Annotated in this window: 24 protein-coding genes; 6 read left to right on the forward strand and 18 right to left on the reverse strand. The window is 38.5% G+C overall.

The genetic code is table 11. The features are described 5' to 3' along the window. The 3 genes from VGE44_RS05275 to glpK all read right to left on the reverse strand — a co-directional run. The coding region (locus tag VGE44_RS05275) for a PAS domain S-box protein (protein WP_331076703.1) at positions 1-596 on the reverse strand (596 nt) is incomplete at its 3' end. 117 nt (positions 597-713) lie between these two features. Continuing rightward, the gene (locus VGE44_RS05280) at positions 714-1,442 is read right to left on the reverse strand and encodes an MIP/aquaporin family protein (RefSeq protein ID WP_331076704.1); all 729 of its coding nucleotides are present in this window, start codon (positions 1,440-1,442) and stop codon (positions 714-716) included. Between the two features lie 17 nt (positions 1,443-1,459). Continuing rightward, complete coding sequence (gene glpK, locus VGE44_RS05285; protein WP_331076705.1) at positions 1,460-2,947, reverse strand: glycerol kinase GlpK; 1,488 nt, start codon at positions 2,945-2,947, stop codon at positions 1,460-1,462. Between the two features lie 193 nt (positions 2,948-3,140). Here glpK and VGE44_RS05290 point away from each other — a divergent pair, with 193 nt between their 5' ends. The 3 genes from VGE44_RS05290 (at position 3,141) to VGE44_RS05300 (ending at position 7,176) form a co-directional block, all read left to right on the forward strand. Next, positions 3,141-4,400 (forward strand): prephenate dehydrogenase, encoded by a 1,260-nt coding sequence (locus VGE44_RS05290; RefSeq protein WP_331076706.1) that lies wholly within the window; start codon positions 3,141-3,143, stop codon positions 4,398-4,400. Positions 4,401-4,555: 155 nt separating this feature from the next. Further along, positions 4,556-6,343: a hypothetical protein gene (locus VGE44_RS05295; protein ID WP_331076707.1), complete on the forward strand. Its 1,788-nt coding sequence runs from the start codon at positions 4,556-4,558 to the stop codon at positions 6,341-6,343. Between the two features lie 269 nt (positions 6,344-6,612). Further along, positions 6,613-7,176, forward strand: coding sequence for a fasciclin domain-containing protein (locus VGE44_RS05300; protein ID WP_331076708.1), 564 nt, complete (start codon positions 6,613-6,615; stop codon positions 7,174-7,176). A 69-nt stretch (positions 7,177-7,245) separates the two neighbouring features. Here the strand turns inward: VGE44_RS05300 and VGE44_RS05305 are convergent, their stop codons facing one another. The 8 genes from VGE44_RS05305 to VGE44_RS05340 all read right to left on the reverse strand — a co-directional run bounded on the left by VGE44_RS05305 (position 7,246) and on the right by VGE44_RS05340 (position 14,609). Next, positions 7,246-7,713: a group III truncated hemoglobin gene (locus tag VGE44_RS05305; RefSeq protein WP_331076709.1), complete on the reverse strand. Its 468-nt coding sequence runs from the start codon at positions 7,711-7,713 to the stop codon at positions 7,246-7,248. Then, positions 7,688-8,128, reverse strand: coding sequence for a hemerythrin domain-containing protein (locus VGE44_RS05310; RefSeq protein WP_331076710.1), 441 nt, complete (start codon positions 8,126-8,128; stop codon positions 7,688-7,690). The genes VGE44_RS05305 and VGE44_RS05310 overlap by 26 nt, the downstream gene beginning before the upstream one ends. A 1-nt stretch (position 8,129) precedes the next feature. After that, positions 8,130-8,897, reverse strand: coding sequence for an ABC transporter permease (locus tag VGE44_RS05315; protein WP_331076711.1), 768 nt, complete (start codon positions 8,895-8,897; stop codon positions 8,130-8,132). After that, complete coding sequence (locus VGE44_RS05320; protein ID WP_331076712.1) at positions 8,890-9,600, reverse strand: ABC transporter ATP-binding protein; 711 nt, start codon at positions 9,598-9,600, stop codon at positions 8,890-8,892. Before VGE44_RS05320 ends, VGE44_RS05315 begins: the two co-directional genes overlap by 8 nt. A gap of 49 nt (positions 9,601-9,649) precedes the next feature. Next, on the reverse strand, positions 9,650-10,879 hold the full coding sequence (locus VGE44_RS05325; RefSeq protein ID WP_331076713.1) for a nitrous oxide reductase family maturation protein NosD: 1,230 nt from the start codon (positions 10,877-10,879) through the stop codon (positions 9,650-9,652). Then, complete coding sequence (locus VGE44_RS05330; RefSeq protein ID WP_331076714.1) at positions 10,876-11,898, reverse strand: nitrous oxide reductase accessory protein NosL; 1,023 nt, start codon at positions 11,896-11,898, stop codon at positions 10,876-10,878. The genes VGE44_RS05325 and VGE44_RS05330 overlap by 4 nt, the downstream gene beginning before the upstream one ends. Positions 11,899-11,965: 67 nt before the next feature. Next, on the reverse strand, positions 11,966-13,978 hold the full coding sequence (nosZ, locus tag VGE44_RS05335) for a Sec-dependent nitrous-oxide reductase (RefSeq protein WP_331076715.1): 2,013 nt from the start codon (positions 13,976-13,978) through the stop codon (positions 11,966-11,968). 145 nt (positions 13,979-14,123) lie between these two features. Continuing rightward, complete coding sequence (locus VGE44_RS05340) at positions 14,124-14,609, reverse strand: c-type cytochrome (protein ID WP_324487125.1); 486 nt, start codon at positions 14,607-14,609, stop codon at positions 14,124-14,126. A gap of 173 nt (positions 14,610-14,782) precedes the next feature. On the opposite strand from VGE44_RS05340, the gene VGE44_RS05345 reads away from it, so the two are divergent. Both VGE44_RS05345 and VGE44_RS05350 read left to right on the forward strand, forming a co-directional pair. Then, the gene (locus tag VGE44_RS05345; protein WP_331076716.1) at positions 14,783-15,403 is read left to right on the forward strand and encodes a Crp/Fnr family transcriptional regulator; all 621 of its coding nucleotides are present in this window, start codon (positions 14,783-14,785) and stop codon (positions 15,401-15,403) included. A gap of 28 nt (positions 15,404-15,431) precedes the next feature. Then, entirely contained in the window at positions 15,432-16,682 is a 1,251-nt protein-coding gene (locus VGE44_RS05350; protein ID WP_331076717.1) for a hypothetical protein, read from the forward strand. Positions 16,683-16,708: 26 nt separating this feature from the next. On the opposite strand, the gene VGE44_RS05355 is transcribed toward VGE44_RS05350, so the two are convergent. Beyond that, positions 16,709-17,149: an Rrf2 family transcriptional regulator gene (locus VGE44_RS05355; protein WP_331076718.1), complete on the reverse strand. Its 441-nt coding sequence runs from the start codon at positions 17,147-17,149 to the stop codon at positions 16,709-16,711. 294 nt (positions 17,150-17,443) lie between these two features. Between VGE44_RS05355 and VGE44_RS05360 the strand changes: the two genes are divergently transcribed. Next, positions 17,444-18,796: a vanadium-dependent haloperoxidase gene (locus VGE44_RS05360; protein WP_331076719.1), complete on the forward strand. Its 1,353-nt coding sequence runs from the start codon at positions 17,444-17,446 to the stop codon at positions 18,794-18,796. 91 nt (positions 18,797-18,887) lie between these two features. On the opposite strand, the gene moaCB is transcribed toward VGE44_RS05360, so the two are convergent. The 6 genes from moaCB to VGE44_RS05390 all read right to left on the reverse strand — a co-directional run. Continuing rightward, entirely contained in the window at positions 18,888-19,802 is a 915-nt protein-coding gene (moaCB, locus tag VGE44_RS05365) for a bifunctional molybdenum cofactor biosynthesis protein MoaC/MoaB (protein WP_331076720.1), read from the reverse strand. A 33-nt stretch (positions 19,803-19,835) separates the two neighbouring features. Then, positions 19,836-20,429, reverse strand: coding sequence for a molybdenum cofactor guanylyltransferase (mobA, locus tag VGE44_RS05370; protein ID WP_331076721.1), 594 nt, complete (start codon positions 20,427-20,429; stop codon positions 19,836-19,838). Beyond that, positions 20,430-21,605 (reverse strand): molybdopterin molybdotransferase MoeA, encoded by a 1,176-nt coding sequence (locus tag VGE44_RS05375; RefSeq protein ID WP_331076722.1) that lies wholly within the window; start codon positions 21,603-21,605, stop codon positions 20,430-20,432. 36 nt (positions 21,606-21,641) lie between these two features. Next, positions 21,642-23,090 carry an SDR family oxidoreductase gene (locus tag VGE44_RS05380; protein WP_331076723.1) on the reverse strand — a complete coding sequence of 483 codons (1,449 nt, stop codon included), beginning with the start codon at positions 23,088-23,090 and terminating at the stop codon, positions 21,642-21,644. Positions 23,091-23,107: 17 nt separating this feature from the next. Beyond that, positions 23,108-24,091 (reverse strand): GTP 3',8-cyclase MoaA, encoded by a 984-nt coding sequence (gene moaA, locus VGE44_RS05385; protein ID WP_331076724.1) that lies wholly within the window; start codon positions 24,089-24,091, stop codon positions 23,108-23,110. A gap of 11 nt (positions 24,092-24,102) precedes the next feature. Further along, the coding region (locus tag VGE44_RS05390) for a hypothetical protein (protein WP_331076725.1) at positions 24,103-24,334 on the reverse strand (232 nt) is incomplete at its 5' end.

The following is a 24,334-nucleotide window of genomic DNA, read 5'->3' on the forward strand; positions in this document are numbered from 1 at the left end:
AATGATGCAGATAATTGTATGGAACTAAGTGGTGTTCGGAATTCATGGGAAGCCATAGAGACAAAGCGACTTTTCAATTGATTGAGTTCCTTTTCCTTTTCGAGAGATTTACTTACCGCTTCTTTAGCCACCTGAAGTTCTGTTACAGACTTCTGAAGTGAATTTGTACGATCTTCAACTAATTTTTCGAGTTGTGAGGCATAATGCAATATCTGTGCCTCAGCTTCCTTTTCTCTGCTCAGGTCATGAATAAAACCGGTATAAATTGTTCTTCCTGAATACTTTACCTCACTTACCGCCAAACGAAAAGGAAATAAAGTACCATCTTTTTTCAAGCCCTTTACATCACGCCCAGTACCTATGATATGAGGAGTACCTGTCCGCTGATAACGCGCAATATATTCATCATGCTGACTCCTATCAGGCTGAGGCATCAGCATAGAAACATTTTTACCTGTAACCTCTTCAACTGTATAGCCAAACAAAGCGCATGCAGAAGGATTTATTGACTCAATTAATCCACGTTGATCGATTGTTATGATTCCATCAATCGCATTTTCAATAATAGCATGTAATAATGCTCCCTTCTCAGTCATTTAACAAAAATAGTCTTTTGAATATAAAAATGAAGATTTGCCCCTGAAAGTAATGTTTAAAATTCAGAAGTTCTGTTTACGGATTTTGAAAATTCATACTGTGGATTTATTAAAAGATTAATTCAAAGCCAGATATAACAGAGCGGCCAGACCAGCTCCGATCATAGGTCCCATAACCGGTATCCAGGAGTACGACCAGTCGCAGTTTCCTTTACCAGCTACCGGAAGTATTGCATGCATAATCCTCGGACCGAGATCGCGCACCGGATTAATGGCATATCCGGTTGTACCACCTAGGGAAAGCCCTATGGCCCAAACCAGAAACATGACCGGAATAGCGCCCAATGAGCCCAAACCAACTGGTGTTTTAGTGTCTGCTATCTCTGCATTTGTAAAATAGAATATTACAAACAACAGCACAAATGAACCTATTATTTCGCTTGTAAGATTGGAAAAAGTATTTCTTATCGCAGGTCCGGTGCAAAATGCCGCAAGCTTTAATCCTTTGTCATCTGTTGCGGCAAAATGATCTTTATACTTCAGCCAAACCAGTGAAGAGCCAAGCATTGATCCAAGCATCTGAGCTAGCATGTAGGCCGGGACCTGTGCCCAGTCAAATTTCCCGCTGATTGCAAGCGCGAAGGTTACCGCAGGATTAAGATGTCCACCGCTGTAGGGAGCTGATACAACTACCCCAACAAAAACCGCCAGTGCCCAGGCTGTAGTGATTACTATCCACCCTCCGCCGTTTCCTTTGGTTCCTGTTAAAACAACATTGGCAACAACTCCATTGCCCAGTAAAATCAATAATGCTGTTCCTAAAAACTCGGCTGTAAAAGGTGCCATATCCGAAAATTTATTTTTTAAAGGTTTACATTAGCTTTTGCGGCTCTCACAGCCCGGTTCCACCCATTAACAAGATCATCAAAATTTCCGAGTTCATTCGGTTCGAAATTTCTTTCAACCTGCCATTGTTCTGCAATTTCTTCAACACTACCCCAAAAACCGGTTGCTAGTCCGGCAAGATAGGCTGCCCCGAGAGCGGTAACCTCAGTAACCTTTGGCCTGATAACCCTGCATTTCATTATATCAGCCTGAAACTGCATTAATAAATTATTGGCTGTTGCTCCTCCATCTACACGCAATTCACTGATTGGCGTACCTGCATCAGCTTCCATCGCCTTCAATACATCCATAGTTTGAAAAGCAATACTTTCAAGGGCCGCTCGTGCAAAATGCCCTGAATTTGTCCCCCGGGTAATCCCTGTAATTGTTCCTCTTGCATGCTGATCCCAATGCGGTGCTCCCAATCCGGCAAAAGCCGGAACCATATAAACACCGCCGGTATCCTCTACTTTTGCAGCCAGTTCTTCCACTTCAGCTGAGCTTTTGATCAGACCCAGCTCATCTCTCAGCCATTGAACCACTGCTCCACCAATAAAAATTCCTCCTTCAAGCGCATAAGTCACCTCTCCGTTTATTTTCCAGGCGATTGTTGTCAGCAAATTATTTGAGGATATTCTTGGCTTTTTACCTATGTTCATCAGCATGAAACATCCAGTACCATAAGTATTTTTTACCATGCCAACTTTAGTACACATCTGGCCAAAAAGTGCTGCCTGCTGATCACCAGCAATTCCGGCAATAGGAATTTTAGAAGCAAGGATATCCCCTGCAGTTTCGCAGAATACCTCACTTGAAGACCTGACCTCTGGCAACATGGCCTCAGGAATATCAAATATCTTGAGTAATTCCTTATCCCATTCAAGGGTATTGATGTCAAAAAGCATTGTCCGGGATGCATTACTTACATCCGATACATGACATTTACCCCCTGACAATTTCCAGATCAGCCAGCTATCCACAGTACCAAAAAGGAGTTTCCCCTGCAATGCCCTCTCTCTGGCTCCTTTTACATTTTCAAGAATCCACCTCACTTTGGTTGCAGAAAAATAGGAATCAATGATCAGACCAGTCTTTCTCTGGATTTTTTCACCATATTCTTTTCGGATTGAATCACAATAATCGGAAGTCCTCCGGTCCTGCCAAACAATTGCATTATAAACCGGAAGCCCGGTTTCTTTATCCCAAACGACAGTAGTTTCCCTTTGGTTTGTAATTCCAATCGCATGGATATCCCTCGGATTCAGTCCCGCTTTAACCATCGCCTCAGTAGCTACCGAAACCTGTGTTGACCAGATCTCTACCGGATCATGTTCCACCCATCCTGGCTTTGGATAGATTTGCTCAAATTCCTTTTGCGAAATTGCTACGATACTGCCCTTATGGTTAAATATAATGGCTCTGGAACTTGTTGTACCCTGATCGAGTGATAAAATATAATCTGGCATATTGATATAAATTTATTCAGCCGGATGTTTATGGCCTAATTAAATATGAGAAAAATATGTAATATTGACGATAATATTTACCTGATTAAAGGTAAGATGGCTTGCGAAAATATTTCAGCAGCATGAATTTTATTGTTTTTTGATTAAAGTAAAACCCGGATAAATTTATCCATAAATACATCAGCACTTAAAAATGAATATAGGAATCATAGGCCTCGGTGATATGGGCTGTATCTACGCTAAGTCTTTTGCTAAAGCAGGATACAGGGTTTACGGATGCGACCTGCCCAATCGTAAAGAAATACTTGAAACTGAGCTTAGCCCTTATGGCATTGAAATAATGGATGATGGCAAAGCCGTATCACGGATTTCTGATGTGATCATTTATTCTGTTGAAGCTGAACGAATTGCTGAAGTTCTGAGTTTGTATGGCTCGTACACCAAATATGGAGCAATTGTAGCCGGACAAACTTCTGTTAAACATCCTGAGATAGAAGCTTTTGAAAAATACCTTCCAAAAGATGCCCATATTATAACCTGTCACTCCCTGCATGGTCCGGGGTTTGATCCAAAGGGTCAAAAAATGATCGTTATCCCGCACAGAACTACCAAAGAAGCCTATCAGCGCATGACAGATCTGCTGTCAACATTGGGTTCGGTACTTGTAGAAATAGCAGATTATCATGAACATGATAAAATTGTTGCTGATACACAGGCAGTAACTCATATGGGTTTCGAGAGTATGGGTACAGCATGGAAAGAAGCAGGTTTTTTTCCATGGGAAAATGCATCATATCTGGGAGGTATTGATAACGTAAAGATCTTAATAACACTTAGAATCTTTAGTTATAAGGCTCATATTTATGGCGGATTAGCTATTTTGAATCCTTATGCCCGTCATCAGATCAAGCGATATGCTGTTTCTGAATCAGAATTATTTAAGCTGATGATCAAAGAGGAGGAAACCGCTTTCCGCAAGAGGCTATATCAGGCAAGGGACTTTATTTTCGGCAAGGATCATAAACCGGTAATGCTGGATGAAAAAGTGATGCAGGAATTCTCCTTGTCCGCGGGATCGGAAAGCCGGAAGCCAAATTCTCACCTTAGTCTGCTTAGTATGGTAGATGCCTGGTACCATCTTGGTATTAATCCTTATGATAACCTGATTTGTCAGACTCCCCCGTTCAGATTGAGATTGGGCATCGCTGAATACCTTTTCAAGAATGAAGAATTACTTGAAGAATCGATCAATACAGCTTTATTTGATAAAACCATTCGCGGCGATGATCTGGAATTCCATTCAGCTGTCAGGGAATGGACCTCACTCATTGTTTACGGTGATATGGAGGGTTATAAACAACACTTTGACCAGGTGAAAACATTCTTTGCAGGAAGACTTGATCAGGGAAGGGCACAGAGTGCTGAACTGATTAGAAAACTTGAAATGGAATAGAAATAATGCCTTCAATACCATCATTCAGAATCTTTTGATTATTTTAACTAAAAAAACCCCTTTGTAATTTCTTTAATATGTGACCGCTATCATATTTTAAGAACTCTTTAATGCCCTTATTTGTACTCGTGGATTAACCCTTTTTAATTCTTTTCATGAGTCATACATTTCATATTCCTGTACTTGGCCTTGCCTATTCTGTAGATACACCAATAAAAGTAGCCCGTTATGGCATCAGTTCGGTGGTGTCAATTGTAGATGATATTTTAATTGAACGAATGCGTCAATTATATACCGAAAAAATCAATGAGGTATTTGTTCCTATCGATCCTAAGGAAACTGATTTCAGGAGTAAAAGAATCACTGCCTACCTTAATCTTGTTAAAAAGATCGTTGACAAACAATTCGAAACTCTGCGTCATGAAGCATTTGCAGAAGGTACTGACATCACAAGATATTTCAATCTACTGCCGGAAAGCTCTCCTCTAAAAATTAAATATCATCGAATGCTGAATGAAGAGGATGCGGTAAAACGCATAGTCCTGCAAAATGAGTTACGTAATGAAATTGAGAAGGGCGAGATTCAGGTCAACATAATGGCTAAAGTCGACCGCATGAACCCGAATACTACCGGTGAGCAGATTTCAGATGCATTATCTGCTTTGAAGGGATTTGCACAAAGTGAATTAAATACACCCGTAGTCCTGTCGGCAGGAATGAATCCCCGACTGTACAGTTATCTTGAAAATTTTTCAGAATTCTTACCAGATCAATTCAGCAATTTCAGAAAAAGCATAATCCTTAAGGTAAGCGATTTCAGGTCTGCATTGATCCAGGCAAAATTTTTAGCTAAAAAAGGGCTTTGGGTTTCAGAATTTCGCGTTGAATCAGGTCTAAATTGCGGGGGGCATGCTTTCGCAACCGAAGGATATCTTCTGGGTCCGATTTTGGAAGAATTCAAAACCAAAAAGCAGGAAATGATTGATGAATTATATCAGATTTACAGCAGGGCAATAGAAGAAAAAGGGATTCAATTATCAAGTATTCCCAAATTAAAGATTAGTGTTCAGGGTGGTATTGGAACTTCAGATGAAAACGATTTTCTGATGAATCATTATCAGCTTGATGCCACCGGATGGGGAAGCCCATTTTTACTGGTACCTGAAGCAACAAATGTGGATGCCGAAACACTTGAACTACTTTCTACAGCTACACATGATGACTTTTATATCAGTGGCTCATCCCCTCTTGGAATACCCTTTAACAATTTCAGAAAAAGCACCGCCGAGAAACAACGCCTTGAACGCATTGCTAAAGGAAGGCCAGGAAGTCCATGTGTAAAAAAATTCCTATCCTCAAATACTGAATTTACTGAACAGCCAATCTGCACCGCATCAAGAGAGTATCAGAATCTGAAAATCAAGCAACTGCAAACAGAAGGCCTGAAACCTGAAGAATATCAGACAAAATTTGAAGAGATAACCGAAAAACTATGTCTTTGTGAGGGACTTGCAGCACCGGCATACTTAAAAAACAACATTCTTAAATCCAAAGAAAGTCAAGCTACAGTTATTTGTCCGGGGCCTAATATCGCCTATTTTAGCGGTAAATTTTCATTAGATGAGATGGTGAGCCATATCTACGGCAAACTCAACTTACTGAATGACCTTAATAGGCCTAACCTTTTTGTCAATGAGCTCAATCTTTATGTGGAATACCTCAAAAAAGATATAAGCAAACAGCTTCAGGAAATGAACGACAAAAAAGCAAAATACATTATAAAATTTAAAGAGCAGCTGGAAAACGGAATTGAATACTATAAACAACTGATCCCAAAAATTACCGACCAGACTGAGGTTTACAGGAAGAAAATGTTGAATGAACTCCTGGAAATTGAAGAGAAATTACAGCATTTAAATCCTGTTGTTGAGCAGAGGGTCTAAGCGACCAAACAATCAGCCGGCTCTGAATTTAAGAGCCGGTTTTTTTTATACAATCTGAAAAAACTCTTCTTGTTTTAAGTCTCCAAAATTCTATTAGCCCTTCATTAATTCATACTTGTTCAATTATAAAACAAGTCGTATATCTATCTGATTTACAGATATTTAATATCATAAAAATGTGACTAAAAAATCATTTAAATGTGACTACAATCATAGTATAAAGAGTTAATTCTCAATAAATTGGATGTAAGAAAACTAAATTAAAAATTATGAGAAAGATCTTATTAGCTACGTCTATGATCGGCGTCTGCGTATTACTGAGCTGCAATAGCGGAACAGAACAAAGCGCCGGCACACAAACCAGTGAAGAAAGCCAGGCTGTCGGACAGTCGGGCGTTCAGGATGACCTGTCACAAAAAAATGTTGTTCAGGTTGCCATAGGTAGTAAAGACCACACTACTTTAGTAACAGCCATCCAGGCAGCAAAACTGGTGGATGCATTGAGTAATGCCGGGCCCTTTACCGTATTCGCTCCCACGAATGCAGCTTTTGACAAATTACCCGCGGGAACAGTTGATGGTCTTCTAAAACCGGAAAGCATCGATGACCTGACTAATATTCTGCAGTACCATGTTTCGTTAGGAGTATTTAAAGCAGAGAATTTAACCGAAGGACAGGTTATTGGCCAGGTAAATGGAAATGACATCAAAATAAGCATCTCTGATGGGAAAGTGATGATCAATGAAAGTGCAATTATTGTTGCATCTATTCCGGCATCAAATGGTATCATCCATATTATTGATGCGGTATTATTACCACCTGCTGATAATTAAAATAAACCGAAGAAAGAGTTCTTGCAAATGACAAGGGGATTAATAAATTAATCCCCTTGTTTTATTAATTCAAGCCTGCGACCGCTTTCGATTCTTTTTACTATTATTTCCGGGCACTTTGATCCTAAATGTTTCCTGATACTCAAGTACTTTGTCTCTAATAATTCCTGAAATACTAATAGCCCTTTCTTTAGCGAGTTCAGCCTTTGAACCTTCAAATAATTGATCTACAGTTAAAATAAAAAGCTTATTCCATCGATCAAAATGAGTTTTACTAAGCGGTTCAATAGCGTGTAAATGCTTGTGCAAATTTACCGGATTACCTTCATAAGATCCGGTAAAGAAAATTACATTTTCCCAGAAATCATATAAGAGTGGAATATGTGTCGACCAGTTAACCTTAGCAACATCCTGAAAAATAAACCCAAGTTGTTTATCGGCTAATACTTTTTTATAGAAAGCATCAACCATAAGTTCAATATCAGATCTATTTTCAATATCCTTTTTCAATTTATTCTTCAGTAATAATATCAGCAAGTTTATTTAAAACCTCCTCTGTACAGGATTCCTGTATCAGCGGAAATATCACTCTGTCTTCCTTACGGACATGGCTTTCGAGAGCCCTTCCGATTACATCAAGCTGAGTAGAAAGCTCCTGATCCGGGTTTATAGAATTAAACAAGGAATGCAATTCCTGATGCTCGGTTCTCATACAAGCAAGCAAACTATCAAGAGAAGGATTTATACCCATAAGCACAGGTATCATTTTCTCTTCCTGTTCAAAATGCTCTAACAGTTCTTCCCGATAATGTTTAAGTGCATATTCTGCTTTTCCTTCTGCATCATGTGGAAGCCCCTTGTAAGGAGGTGCATCTGAACGCAATAATCTAGCAAGTATCAATGTCCCATGATGGTCTCTTGATAATGGAATAAGTGCTTCATGTCTTTTCATATCACAGATCTTTAGAATTAAATTTATGAGTGGAATACCAAACTGGAATTACAATCCAGGATAGGAGCACAAAAAATGAAAATATCAGGCCATTACTTGCTCCGAAAAAGTCTTTGAACACCGCACCTGTATATCCCATCATCGCCGAAACATCCAGTTGGAGCAAAATCAAAATACGGCTCAGATCAATTGGATTTAATGCACTTAAACCTATCATTGCATTTTCCATCGGATAGTCCGCAAATTGAAATAAGATAAATAAAACCAATCCGTCGAACAAGAGCGAAAAGTATAACCATAGCATAATAGCTGCCCCGATTCCTTTGGCCTTATCACGGGTTTGTACAGTAGCCAGAAATGCGATAGCCGCAAAAATAATGCTGAGTAATACCCCGGTTAAAATCATAGTGAATCCGACTAAATTGGCCTGATAAATCAAGACCGGGATACCTGCACCTATTAAAAATGCAATTGAGAGTGAAGAAGCTAACCCGGTGAACAAACTGAGCCAGATCGTATTTCTTTTCAAAGGCTGACTCACCAGAAGTTCTATAAACTCCGCGGAATTATACATATAAATGGTCGAAAATATGATACTGACCAATGGTACAACTATCAGAATTACATTCAATAAACTTAAGAGACCTTTACTGCTGTTATCTTCCAGACTGAATACACTGAATGAAGCAGCAAGTAAAAAAACGGTATAGATAAGCACGATCTTATTGCGCAGAATATCTGTAATTACATATTTTATAATCTTATTCATAATTACTAATCATTACTTGTGCAATTGATTTAACTAATCTTTCCTCTCCGGTATCCTGCCTTAATTCTTCAATGCTCTTGTGAAAAATAAGCTTTCCATCCTGCATATAGATAATCCTTGTTACCAGATCATCCAGATCACTCAGAATGTGAGAAGTGATTAGTACCAGTTTTCCTTTATCCTTTTCAGCCAGGATCTTTTCTTTAAAAAGTTCTGATGCTACCGGATCAAGACCTGCAGTTGGCTCATCAAGAATAAGTACCGAAGGATTGAACAAAAAGGCGAGTGCTGCACTAACTTTTTGTATAGTTCCACCCGACAAAGTACCCATGCGCTTGTCCAATAAGTTCTGAACTGAAAAAGCCTTTATCAAATCCTCATCCAGACCTTCGGATTTACCGCGTATGTCTTTCATCATCCCCAATACCTGTCCGATGGTCATATTATCAGGATAACGGCCCATTTGTGGCATATAGCCAATCTGATCCCGGTACTGCCAATGCTTAAGAATGTTGTCACCCTTGAATGTGATCGAACCACTATCCGGAACCACCATTCCCAGAATTGTTTTGATCAGTGTTGTCTTACCGCAACCGTTTGGTCCTATCAGGGCAATACATTCTGATTTCTCACAGATTGTTGTTACACCATCCAGAGCTTTCAGTTTGCCAAAGTGCTTGCTGATATTTTTTAATTGAATCATATTTTTTCTATTTCATCGCTTACCAAAATACTTATCGGGCATTAAACCCTTAAAAGGCTCTTTTCATCATTGGAGCAGTATCTTTCAGGTTTTCAGGAGTGAGACTCGGTATTAGTTTTTCTGTTTTATCGAGCAAACTTGTTATAAAACTTCTAAAAAGGATCATTGCCGGAGGATATTTTTCAACGATCATTGAATACATGCTTACCGGACGGTAAGGTATATCCCCTATCTTATCCTTATCAAGATCATATCCATCATATTTATCCCAGTAATTATTATTAAAGCGATTTAGTACAAGGGAGCCATTGGTACCCACATCAAAGGTATTCCCTATGAAATTATTTAGCTCAAGCACTACATCCATACAACTCGCCTGAATTTTTAAAGCCCATCCATTGTTTTCAAAGACATTGCGTTTCATATAGATCCTGTTTGCTCCTTCCATATAAATTCCACTGGTATTCCTTTTAAAATAATTACCCTCCATAAAGCCATCCGAAATTTCTTTGAGCAGAATTCCATGAGCAGCATCTCCCCAGTTCTCTTCAAAATAATTGCTGAACATTTTGATCCGGTTAGAATACATCACAGAGACTCCGGAGCCATTGTTTCTAAAAACATTGTTAACATACATATCATCATTGGAGAACATAAAATGTAATCCATAGCGAAGATTATTCTTTGACACATTTCTCCAGATCACAGAGTTTTTAACAAACTCAAAATATATTCCATCCCGGTGGCCGGATATTTGATTCCCTATTACTTTCAGGCTATCCCCTTTCCAGCAATGAATTCCATTTCCACTCTGCTGCTCTTCCAAACCTATTGCCTTGAGAGTATTGTTTTCAATACTGCAGTTTATCCCATTCTGGATATATATTCCAAAAAAAGTATCTTCCAGAACATTATTCATTATAACAACATCCCTGCTGTCATAAACCTTAATTCCACTTAAATCTTCAAGGCTGGAAATACCACTATGGATCAATTTGAATCCATCCACAACAACTCCATTGGATGTGATTGAAATAATCTCATATTTCTTTTCACCGTCAAGTACCGGATAATCAATCCCTTTCAGGATTATACTTTTATCAATAACCAGATTCTTTTCTCTGTAATGCCCGGCATCAACGAAAATTGTATCTCCTTCCATAGCAGATACAATAGCTGACTTTACCGTCTTATGAGCACGCTTTGCTCCAACATAAATATTATCTGCTGAAGCACTGCAATACAAAAGACTTAGAACTATGAAGAAAAAAAATCTCACTTCAGTATCTCCTCCCAGGTAATTTTATTTCCGTAAAATGTTTGAACGGCATTTTCCAGGCTATCATTATTACTGAAAGCGGCTATATTTCCATTCATAGGACTTTTTAAGGATGGGCTTTGAAGGAAGAATGCGTTTTCAGCGTTGATAAGATCATGTGGTTTATTAAAATCTACGAAATATACTCCTGCAATGTCCTCATCTTTAACTTTATCCTCATATAAAAACTGTGAGAGACAATGCTGATCATCGAACTTATGCTTTTTACCCTTGTTTGTTACAACCTGGGCTCCAAACCTGGAATCACTGATAGTCATTTTACAAAAATCACAATTGTCCTTACCGATCCGAATTGGTTCAGGTGCTGTGCTGCACGAACCGAATAGCAAGGTTGATAGCCCAATTATTACCAGATTCAAGCTGCTTTTTGGATGTTTACTTTTGTTTTTCCTTTTCCATTCAAAAACAACAACACCCAAAAGAACGGCACCGGCACCTATAAAGATCCATCCACCAGTATCCGGAATCGAATAGGCCCCAAAATTAAGAAGCTGCTTAAATCCAATCAATGGTGGCTGATAAGCCATACCAGGCACTATAATTGCTGCATTTGGATCCAGATTGTGCCCGTAATCGTATTCCCATCTCCAAAAATCAACCATTGCCAATACTCCAAAGAGAATAAATAATCCAAGCAAAAGATTTACCAGGTTCCTTCTGGCAAGCAAACCGGCCAGAACAAAAAAGGCTGCAAAAAATAATATAATACCTGGAAGTACTTTAAATTCAACAAAATCATCCGCATGAAGGGTCTTCATTCCTATATAATGATTCAATCCATTTATGATTTCCACATTACCGGCCAATTTATTTGCATAAATCAATAAACTTAAGCCTTCGGGATATTGTGGGGCGTCCAGTTCAATTCTCCAGATTGGAGTAAAGAGTACCAGAACTAAAGAAAGACCACATACAATAAGTGCAATGCTGCTTGTTTTGGCAATTTTATTATTATTCATAATAAATTGATAAAAAAGAGAGGTATGAATAGCATAAAGCCTATTACATACCTCTCTTTGATGAAAATTATTTCTTTGTAGCAGCGCCATTGGCGGCTACCTTGTCTTTTTCCGGGATATTAGTACCGGTACTAAAACTAATCGGTACATTACTTCCAGCTGGAGAAACCCGCACATAACCAGACATTTCCTGGTGTAGCGCGCTACAGAAGTCAGTACAATACATTGGGTACATACCAGCTTTTAACGGAATCCATTTCAAGGTAGTTGTTTCACCTGGCATTACTAAAAGTTCGGCATTTAAAGCTCCTTTAACGGCAAAACCATGTGGAACATCCCAATCCTGTTCAAGGTTGGTAGTATGGAAATAAACTTCATCGCCTACTCTGACACCTTCAATATTATCCGGGGTAAGGTGTGAGCGCATCAGGGTCATGTTAATATGCACCTTGTTACCTTCACGCCATACTTTTGCTTCTTTCTCACCTTTAGCAACATAAGGGTGCTTATTTTCTTCGATCTTAAAGAACTTAGTTGAATTGTTTTTTATTACATCAGCAGCAACTCCCTGTGCATAGTGTGGTTCACCAATGGTTGGGAAGTCTAATAACAATTGCATCTTATCGCCGCTGATATCATACAACTGAGCACTCTGAGAAAGCTCGGGGCCTGTTGGCAAATAACGATCTTTGGTAATTTTATTATAAGCTACCAGGTATTTTCCTGTTGGCTTTTTGGAGTCTCCTCCAGGAATCATCAGGTGACCTACAGAATAGTAAGTAGGAACCCTATCTAAAACTTTAAGATCCTTTACATTCCACTTTACAACCTCACTTGAAACAAACATGGAAGTGTATGCATTTCCTTTATCGTCAAACTCTGTATGCAATGGGCCTAAACCTGGCTTTTTAACCTCCCCATACAAAGCAGCTTCATACTTGATAACCGGAATACCATCGTATTCACCGTCAAAGGCCTTATCTGCAATAGCTTTCTGAATTTTATCAAAACTAAATACAGGAATCAATGCAGCCAGTTTACCGCTACCAACAATATATTCACCAGTTGGGTCAACGTCACAACCATGCGGAGATTTAGGGCATGGAATCATATAAACCAAGCCAGGGAAATCTCTGATATCCAGAACGGTTACCTGATTTTTGATTGTGGAAGTTGCAGTATGAGTGCTTTCGTCAAAACGATTGCTGGCATATTTTACAGCCTGCTTACGACCTTTACCCTCCTTGATTAGCTTTTCTGCCATCTTCCAGTTCACCGCCATGATAAAATCCTTATCACGCTTGGATGCATTCACTTCCAATAAAGTATTGGCCTGTTCAGTATTATAAGTACTGAAGAAGAACCAGCCATTGGATTTTCCTTTTCCGGCATGACTCAGGTCAAAATTAACGCCCGGTCCCTGCAACTGGAATGCAACATCCATATTTCCACTGGTCTTATCTACACTAATAAAGCTGATTGTACCTTTAAAATTCTCTTTATAGGTATTGATTGGAACATCCCCATTTTTATCATCCGGTGGAATACTAAATCTGGTTCCTGCAACAATATATTCTGAATTCTCTGTAATAAAAGGCGAAGAGTGGTTACCTCCACTGTTTGGAAGTTCCAGTATCTCGGCAGTCCGGAATGTTTTAAGATCAATTCTGGCAACACGCGGAGTATTATTTCCATTTGCAAATACCCAACGACCATCAATCTCGCCATTGGTCTGAGACATGGATACGTGGTGAAGATCATCCCATGGAACATTTCCATGAGAGGTATTTAACATTGGCTTGGTTTCTTCAGAATAACCCCAGCCCTTTTCAGGATCTACCGAAAAAACAGGGATTACACGAAGCAATCTGCCACTTGGAAGCCCGTAAACGGAAAGTTGTCCGCTAAATCCCCCTGATACGAAGTTATAATACTCATCATATTTACCCGGGGCAACATATACTTTGGCAGCAGCATCTCCGCTAACAACAGAGCCCGCATCTTTTGGCTTACAAGCATTCATGCTTGCTAATAATGCAAGGGCAGCCATCCCCTGTACATATTTGGAATTTATCTTCATTTTTTTTTATAATGTGGTTTAAATAATTTTAGTAATTCTCTTTTTTACGTTTTAAAAAAGCACACAATATCCCTGTTAAGCATTTTTTTGAATGCCATTATCCCTTTTTAAGAAATTTACAGAGCTTATAAAGCCTGGATTAAACCTATTTCACTCCGTCATTCTGGCGCATGAATTCAAGCAGATTTCTGGCATCTTCATCTGAAAGATTTTGATTTGGCATACGTACAAGACAAAGTTCAAGCTGTGCCTGTACTTCTGGATCTTTATCGATCATTACATCAGTATTGGTGATGAAATTCATGATCCACTCAGGCTTCCGGCGGGTTGTCACTCCTGCCCATCCCGGACCCACCAGTTTCTCATCAGTAAGTTTATGGCAACTGCTGCACTTTACCTGAGAGACCTGATTTCCTAATTCAGCTTTCGCGACATCCAATGTCGGAGAAAGGTCTACGCTGGTAAATTTACCTTCACCTCTGTGAGGATCATACGAAGGGTTGCCTGAATCTGTGCTGGCAGTAGACTCGGTTGTGGCTTCAGTGGTTTTCTCTGAATCACTACTACCACCGCATGAAGCTGCAGCAACAATAATCAGAGTAATAATGCTTAGTGAAAGAAGTTTTTTCATGTTTCAGAATTTAATTTTAGGAACTATTTGTTTGTACAATTTTACCTAAGACCTAAGGATCTTTTTATGCGTTCAATCATAAATGATAAATATCATATATTTGAATAAGCAGAGTCACAATTTGAGTCTCTGTCAGACTATAGTTTTGTTTACCATTCAAAAATGTATAAATTATGATTGATATTAACTTATTATTGGCATGGGGGGCTACTTATAAAAAGATTAGTTCAGGCGAAACAATCTTCCGTGAAGGACAGGTTTGCACCTACTATTTTCAATTGGTAAGCGGAACTGTAAGATGGATTAATATAGATGCTGAAGGAAGAGAATGTATTCACAGCATTATAGAACCAGGTGAATCCTTCGGCGAATTCCCGCTCTTTGATGATGGGCCTTATGCTGCATCAGCAATTGCCGAATCAGACTGCATCCTGATAAGACTTTATAAGCCAACATTTATTAATCTGCTGAAGGAAAACACAAATTTGCTTTTTGATTTTACCCGATTATTAACCAGGAGATTAAGATTCAGATACTCTGTTATCCAGTCATTTGCCTGCCATAACCCTGAAACAAGAATAATTAATCTGATTAACCATTTGAAAGCAGAAAACAAGAACTTCTGCAAAGAGTGCAATCAATTAAAATTAACCCGGCAGCAAATAGCATACATGACTGGCTTGAGGGTTGAAACCGTTATCCGAACCATGCGATTAATGCATGAAAAAGGAGAACTGGTGATCAGCAAGGGTAAGGTGTATTGTAAGGATATGATTGAAGTCATAGCGACATAATTAATTCCGGGCTATTTTTGCATTAATCATGAATAGCTTTCTATCTAAGTGGCTCAGTATTTCTATACTAAACTTATCGTTTGTTGCTGCACTAGGCTTAATTCTGCGTTACAAAATTGCCTATTCCCTTCCCTTTCTTGATCAGAAATATATTCTGCATAGTCATTCTCATTTTGCATTCTCCGGATGGATCACCCAAACGCTGATGATTCTGATGATCTTTTACCTGAGCAAAACATTAGGCAAAGAGATTATCAGCAGGTACTACTGGTTATTATACGCTAATCTGATCAGTTCCTATGGTATGATGATTTCCTTCATTATACAGGGATATGGTTTGTACTCCATAAGCTTTTCAACGTTCAATATTTTCGCTTTCTATGCCTTTGCAATTTATTTCTGGCAGGATCTTAATAAAATAAAAGAAAAAAGCACAACTAAACTGTGGTTTAAAGCCTCATTGATTTTTGGCGTTATTTCCTCAATCGGGGCATTTAACCTGGCCTATATGATGGCTAACAAAATGACTGATCAAAACTGGTATCTGGCTTCTGTTTATTTTTTTCTGCATTTTCAGTACAATGGTTGGTTCCTGTTTGCAGGTATGGGTTTGCTCAACGACAAGCTGGAGATTATTACCGGGGAACGAAAGAAACTTTACCGGGCATTCCAGTTATTTTGCTTTGCCTGTGTACCTGCCTATTTTCTGTCGATCCTTTGGCTGGAGTCCATAACAAATATTTATTATGTACTTATTGTTCCGGTAGCTGCGCAGCTGGCTGGTTGGTTTGTATTACTGAAAGTATGCAATAATAACCGGAGCATGATCACCCAGAAGATCACAAAACACGGAAAGATCCTGCTATTGCTGTCGGCTTTAGCATTTTCTATAAAACTGATTCTGCAAACAGGCTCAATACACCCTGAGCTAAGCCATATTTCCTATGGATTCAGGCCGATAATTATCGGATATATACATCTGGTACTCTTGGGAGTAACCAGCATATTTATTTTAGGCTATATCGTTTCGTTTGAACTGATCAGAATTAACAAACTATTGATTACAGGCATAATTATTTTCGTAGCAGGTATTATTATCAACGAATTACTATTACTGATTCAGGGTGTTGCGGCCTTCAGCTATACCGGCATTCCATATATCAATGAAATGCTACTTGGTGCTGCCATAATTCTACTGACAGGTATTTTGATAATGCTGATTAGTCGATTCAGAATTTATGAAAAAGAGCATCGTCTTAAAAAAATCAATAGCATATAATGCTGATGGGTCGATACGCCTTAAATCTAATTCAGATTATTGATAAATATTCCACCACCCGCTGTATCTTCTGCCAATTGTTGAATTGTTTTAGTTTGAAATAATACTATCAATTGCTGCTTAATGGATTTGTATTGTGAATGCATCGGACAAGGTTTGGCTTCGGAGCACTGGTTCAAACCCAATACACATTTTTCTATTATTTCGATTTCTCCCATTACGTCTAAAACAGCCCATACGGGAAGCTTCTTCGCCTTTTCGACCATGTAAAAGCCACCCTTGGGCCCCGAAACAGAACTAACGATTTTATTATCTTTAGTCAACGACTGCAATATTTTTGCAGTAAAGGGACGGGGCGAATCTATTGCTTTCGCAATTGTTTCAATACCTAATTTCTTTTCTTCCGAGCTTTTCTGAGCAATATATATAACTGCCCTTAGGGCATATTCAGTGGATTTTGAGAACATAAAAATTGTTTAAAGCAGAAATCTACAATTTTTATTATTATTTTATTATAATATTTATCTGATCATCTAAATCATATTAGCAGATAATTAAAAAATGATTAATGACCGGTCTACAATTCCAAGCTCCAAGTCCTTATCTTTATATTTTAATTAAAGATTAAAATATCTTTAATTAAAATATATTGTTATTTTTATTCTGTAAAAAATTGCATTAATCACCCATTGATATTCAGTAACCTGTTTCCTATTGAAACCCTGCAATTCAAAACATTTAATTATAAGCATAAAGCGAACATGAAACATTTTCTCCAATTCTTCTTTGCCGCATTGATTTTAATATCGTCCTGCAAACGTGCTGACCATAACAAGATTTTTAAGGATGCGACACTTTACCGTCAAACCGTTAAAAAGTTAAATGATATTATTCTTATAAATGGATTTCCACCATGTATAGCATCAAGAAATTATGCTTACGCTAATATCGCAGCCTATGAAGTGATTGCCGCAGGGGATACTATGAATTACAAATCTTTATCCGGGCAGATAAAACATTTACCTATGATAAACAAACCAGATAAAAATAAAACAATTGACTTTCATTTTGCTTCTTTGCTCGCCTTCTGTAAAGTAGGGAATGCGGTTACTTTTCCTGAAGGCAGTATGGATGAATATGTCAATAGTTTGAAGGAGAAGGCTTCTAATGTAGGTATGGCTTCAGAGGTTCTCGAAAATTCAATTCATTTTGCAGATGTTGTTGCTTTACACATTTTAGACTGGAGTAAGAATGATAATTATGCCCAAACCCGATCTGCCCCAAAATATACGGTAACGAATGAGGACGGGCGGTGGATTCCTACCCCTCCAATGTTTACCCAGGCTCTGGAACCTCATTGGGGAGAAATCCGTCCGATGGCATTGAACTCGGTTGAAGAGATTAGTTTACCAGTAGATCCCGTGCCGTTCAATATTAAAAACAAGGACAGTCAGTTCTATAAGAATGTCATGGAAGTTAAAACCACCGGCGACAATTTAACACAGGAACAAAAAGATATAGCGGATTTTTGGGATGATATCCCTTTAAAGCTAAATACAAGCGGACATTTAAGGTATATGACTAAAAAGTTCTCGCCGGGAGGTCACTGGATGAATATTGTTGGGATTGCTACCGAAATGAATAAAGATGATTTTAATTCTACTGTGAGCATTTATACGCAAACATCCATCGCCCTGTTTGATGCATTTATCAGTTGCTGGTATTTAAAGTTTAAGTATAATTATGTACGTCCTGAAACAGTTATTAATCAGCATATCGCTTCAGATTGGAGGCCATATTTAGAAACTCCGCCATTCCCGGAATATACCGCAGGCCACGCAACTATATCCTCGGCTGCAGAGAAAATATTAACCAGCGTTATAGGAGATAATAAAGCTTTCACAGATACTTCTCAAGTAGAATTTGGGCTAAAAGCCCGCTCCTTTAAATCGTTTAAGGAAGCAGCTACAGAAGCAGGTATTTCAAGAGTTTATGGTGGTATTCATTATAGAACATCCTGTGATGAGGGCTATAAAAATGGGCAGGAGATAGGACAATTTGTCTTAGACAGATTGAAGTTAAAGAAAAGTAAATTAGCGAATGTAAGCCGTTAGTCTCTAAGATAAGCATGTAAATCCAAATTAATAAATGAATCATTATTGCTAAAATTTAATTAAAATGCGACAAGGAAAATGATAAATTACTTTATTCGTCATGTTGCTTATTATCCATGATCTTGAATATATGCAATACATAGGGAAACAATGAATCCATACTTTCCTTTGCCCCTCTTGTCGAACCAGGTAAAGCCAGAATAAGTGTATTCCCTTTTAAACCGGCAACACTTCTCGATAGCATGGAGTATGGAATATGTTCTTGCCCATAATTTCTTGCCGCCTCAGTAATTCCAGGAATTTCACGTTCGAGCATGGGTCGGATAGCTTCGGGTGTTACATCCCTTGCTGATAATCCTGTGCCGCCGGTAAGTATGATCAGATCCATTTTATCATCATAAAGTAACTGCACACTATTCTGAATAATTTTTATTTCATCAGGAATGATGATGTAGTTTTTAACCTGGATTTGTAATTCTTCAAGTTTATTGATAATGGCTTTGCCTGCCCCGTCTTCTTTCTTGCCGGCAGAGATGCTGTCTGAACAAACAATTACAGCGGCATTAATGGTACGGTTTAATTTATCTGAGAATTCCGATCTACCTCCTTTTTTCCGGATGAGTTTAATACCGGTAATTTCAATTGCTTTATCTATCGGTTTAAGCATATCATATATGGTTAAGGCTGCCACCGAAGCTCCATGCAATGCCTCTACCTCAACACCAGTTCTGTAAATGGTATGAACTTCAGTTTCAATAATAATTTCCAGTCCACATATAGTATGTCTGACTACTGCAAACTCCACAGGAAGGGGATGGCAATCGGGAATCATATCACTTGTGCGTTTAATTCCAAAAAGACCGGCAATCCGGCTCGCTTCGATCACATCTCCTTTGGGTACAGTTTTATTTCTAACTGCATCGATTGTTTCCTGCTCACTAAGCCGTACAATTGCCTGTGCAACAGCAGAACGGTATGTTTTTATTTTATTAGTTATGTCAATCATACTCCTTAGATTTATTAACGACTATAGAATATATTATTGGTTTAGTGCATTCTCAAAATCGTGTTGCGTATTGATGTTCTGGAACAGTTTTTCAGAAAATAGTTCATTGTTATCCATATTTAATTTCTTCAGTTTGAAATAATTGATCATAACATTCAATTTGATAATATTTTGAAGAACAAGCTCATGCCATTTTGTTAAACATTCTTTAGCGTAAATGCCGCACAAGGGTTCTATCGTTTGATTATACACTGGTAATGTGATCTGCGACTGAAAAGAATTTTGAATAATAAACTCGGCAGCAGCTGTTGTTACAAATGGCATATCACAAGCTACTAAAAAGTTATAACTGGCATCGGTATGCTTCAGTGCAGTATAAATTCCACCTGCGGGGCCGATATCTTTAATATAGTCTTCGATAACTTCGAAACCAAAATCCTTATATTCCGGATTATTAGTAACCAAGACTATACTTTTAACAGCAGGAATTAATTGTTCAATAACATATTGAATGAGCGGCTTACCTTTAAACAGTATTAATCCTTTATCCCTGCCCATTCGGGAACTTTTGCCACCCGCAAGTATATAAGCATTTACACTTCTATTTCTATCTTGTAGTGTTATCATTTAAATAATCATCAAAACATCCACCAATTCCCCCTTTATATATTGTTCTTTTTCTTCATCCAGTTGGATAAGGCAGTCGGCCATTGCAAAAGAATTCATCATATAACTTTCCTGTCCGGACAAAACGGTTACTGTTCCTGAACTGATTTTTCCTTTCAGGAAATAGGTTAATCCCACTTTCTTTTTGTAATCATCAGCCAAGGGGATTTTTAGTTTTTGAAAATATTCTTTCCTCGTAAAATAGCCGATGGCAGGTACAATATATTCGTAAAAACAAGTCAGTGCTGCTGCCGGATTTCCCGGCAATGCAAACACCGCTGTTTGAAGATATTTGCCAAAATAAAATGGTTTACCGGGTTTTTGTTTTACCCTGTGAAATAGCTTTTCGACCGAACATTTATTCAGAGCCTCTGCTGTAAAATCATAATTACCTTCTGATATCCCACCAGTCACAATCAATATATCTGCACCCATACGATTTTTTATTGCCCGTATCAACTCTTCTTCTATATCGTCAATAAAGTCAATCGAAACCGGGGAAATATTCAGTTGCATTAATGCGGCTGTAATTCCTAAAGAGTTTGATTCGAATATTTTCCCGAAAGAAATAGTACTACCAGGTTTTAACAACTCCTTACCTGTAATAATGATACTGATATGAGGTTTTGCATAGACCCGTACTTTATCAATTCCAATCCCGGCAAGAAAAGAAATAGCCGGAGCTGACAGAAGCTTACCTTCCTTCAATGCAACTTCGCTCTTCCGGGTTTGTGAACCCCTTAATCGGATATTACTGCCTTTCGTAATTTGTCCAATATTTATCCTATTGGCTTTACCGAAGACAGTCACGTTTTCCTGCATTACAACTGTATCTGCTCCGGCTGGTATAGGGGCGCCTGTGAAAATTCTGACAGTCTGCATTGGTTTCAACAAATCGGGAGTATAAGTCCCGGCCCGTACCTCACCTGCAATAGTTAATTCAGTTTTACCATCCCAATTTTCATGGGAAAAAGCATAACCATCCATCGCAGATTGATCGAAAGAAGGTGTATCAAAAGCTGCCAATACTCTTTCAGCTAAAATAAAACCACATGCTTCTGACAATGGCAAAGAGACTATCCTTTCACAAATCAGGTTATCCTTAATTAGATTTTTAGCTTCTCTTACATCAATCATTTTACCATTCGATTATACCTTATCCAAGCATTTTATCTATTGTTTACCGGCAATACGTTTCAGCATATTTCTGAAAATAAAAAAATGAAATGGCAGCATAGAATACCAATAATTCCGCCCCAGTATTCCTCTCGGACGGAAAGTAGCTGTTTGTTTTAAGATGCAGCGATTTTCATTTTGCACAATTGAAAATTCAAGCCAGGCCTCCCCGGGCAGCTTCATTTCTGCAAATAAGAGCAGACGATTATTTTTATGGTCTGCCAATAGAACTCTCCAGAAGTCAAGCGCATCCCCAGGCTGAATATCAACCTTACTTCTTCTTCCTCTCCCTATGCCCACACCACCCAATATTTTATCAAGTACTCCGCGTATTCTCCAAAGCCTATCCGCATAATACCAACCCTGATCGCCTCCAATCCCAAAAAAGCGACCGGAAACAACTTTCACATTCTCCTTATCAATTTCAATCCATCTGCGATCTACGTAACATCCATTAACCGGCACTTCAATGTACTGACTGATGTCTAAACTGCTCAGGCTACTGGAAGCGGCATCTGTCCAACTCGAAATTACCATATTTTGCTCAATCCGCTCAAAAGCCATTTTAATGGCTTCACGGTAAGGGATCAGATCCTGAGGAATTATATCACGTATAGTACATTCTTTACAAATCACATCACCTTTCATACTATGCACCAGCTGCTTTGCGATACTGATATTGGCAGAAGTCGCCATATATAGCCAGTAAGAAGAAAGTTTAGGAAAGGAAATAGGTAATGAAATGATATAGCGTTTATAATTACGGACTGCAGCAAACTCCTGCAACATCTTTTTATAAGTCAATATATCCGGGCCGCCAATTTCAAAGGTCTTGAAGAAAGTCCCTTCATTCAACAGACTCAAGTGCAGATAGTTGATCACATTTCGAATGGCAATCGGCTGGCAGCGGGAATTCAGCCATCGGGGAACTATCATTAAGGGTAATTTTTCTGTAAGGTCGCGTATTATCTCAAATGATACGCTTCCTGATCCCACAATGATACCTGCTTCAAAAATAGTATAAGCAATTTCTGATTGCATAATTACATCCTTCACTGCTTTTCTTGAGGATAAATGTTTAGACATTTTATCTGCATTACAGATTCCGCTCAGGTAAATAATCTGCTTTACCCTAGTAAGTTTAGAAACCAATACAAAGCAGCCGGCAGATCGTTTTTCATATTCTTTTAAGGTTGTAGATGTATCTCCAAGTGAATGGATAAGATAATAGGCTACATCAAATTGCTTATTATTAAAATTAAGTACCGCATTTTCGGGATTTAGAAAATCAAATTCAATGATGCTTATCTTATGAAACAAGTATGGCGCAGGCTGAAAACGTTTCCGATCCCTTACCACACAAGTTATATCATGGCTGGCCTCTACCAGTACCGGCAACAGTCTCATTCCAATATACCCATTGGCTCCAGTAAGTAAAATACGCACGTTCCAATTTTTTAAGATCAACCACCTATATCGATCATACTTCTGTTACTTAATTTCGATATGTCCAAACTTTTGTAGACCGATGTAAACTGCCCTCCAAGTGATTCCTTTTTATCTGATACACATTGTCTGATTAAAGGAACTATATCCTGTCCGTTTCTCAGGGCAGTCAAAATATCCACTTCACTTGTTGAAAAGAGACAGTTTTTCATTTTACCATCAGTAGTTAAACGCATACGGTTACATCCGCCACAGAACGGCTCGCTCATCGTACTGATGAAGGCAAAGGTCCCCTTATGATCCGGAACAAAATATTTTTTAGCCGTATCGTGTTTCCCATCAGATAATTTCAGGAAATCAAAACTCGATGAAATCAACCGAAGCATTTCATCATATGATAAAACCTTTTCTCCTGTCCATTGGTTTCCTGAAAATGGCATAAATTCAATGAATCGTACATGAAGTGGCCAATCCCTTGTCCATCGCACAAAATCGACCAATTCAGTATCATTGATATGCTTCATCACCACCACATTAACTTTAACCTGAAAATCATGTCGTAGTAAAAGATGAATATTATCCATAATACGATTGAATCCATCCCTTCTTGTAATCGAAAAAAAAACTTCTTTATTCAACGAATCCAGGCTCACATTCACAGATTTTATTCCTGCCTCTTTGAAATTATCAAGGTATTCATTAACAAGAAATCCATTAGTGCTAATGGCAAGCTCGACAGGATGCACGGATAAGCGTTCAATAATTTCTCTGGCATCTTTTCTCAGCAGTGGTTCTCCACCGGTAAGCCGGATCTTTTTTACCCCCTCTTTTACAAAAACAGAAACGATATCATCAATCTCTTTTGCAGTCATTCGTGGCATACCCACAAAATAACCCTTGGGCATATCCACCGGATTACAATAGCTGCAACGCAGGTTACATTTATCTGTCAGGGATATCCTGAGATAATCATGTACACGGTTAAATCGATCTGTCAGCATGCTTCATTATTTTACAGTTGTACTGAAAAATATTTATTCATTTTAGTAACCATCCCGGCAAAGTCATCAGCACTAAGATGCTTTTGAGCAAGCGGAAATACCACATTTTCTTCCCTGAAAATATGAAGACGTAACAACTCAACGAGCGAGTTGCCTTGTTCAAGAGCTATATCCACGAGCACAGCACGTGAGGTGGGATCAGTGAGACGGGATGATACTCCCATCAGACTAAATGTTAGGGTG

The organism is Daejeonella sp. (assembly GCF_036405355.1).
Taxonomy (GTDB): domain Bacteria; phylum Bacteroidota; class Bacteroidia; order Sphingobacteriales; family Sphingobacteriaceae; genus Daejeonella.